The sequence below is a fragment of the Pseudoalteromonas sp. SIMBA_162 genome (assembly GCF_046535955.1).
Classification (GTDB): Bacteria; Pseudomonadota; Gammaproteobacteria; order Enterobacterales; family Alteromonadaceae; genus Pseudoalteromonas; species Pseudoalteromonas marina.
Genome location: NZ_JAWJBQ010000422.1, coordinates 1 through 271 on the forward strand (window position 1 = coordinate 1; position 271 = coordinate 271).

Sequence of the window (271 nt, forward strand, 5' to 3'; positions counted from 1 at the left end):
CCCAGCGCCGCCAGCAGGCAGGCACCACTGGCGAAGGCCTTGATGATCAGCGAGCCGGAGATGCCCAGCAGCAGCTTCTGCAGCGCCAGCGAGCCGGTCGCCGCGAACATCACCCACGAGAAGCGCTCGATCATGTCATTGGCGGGGTCCAGCGCTTCCCCGGGCGAGACCTGAAACACCTGCAGGTCGATGGTCGAGGACTGCAGCACCGAGATGGTCGCGTTCAGGCCCTTGGCGATGGCGAAGGCACTGAACGCCTGGCCCAGTGTGG

At 66.4% G+C, this 271-nt stretch carries 1 pseudogene; it reads right to left on the bottom strand.

Annotated features, from left to right (window positions below):
* Positions 1–271: pseudogene (locus tag R0J88_RS20315) on the bottom strand (hypothetical protein); the annotation flags it as partial.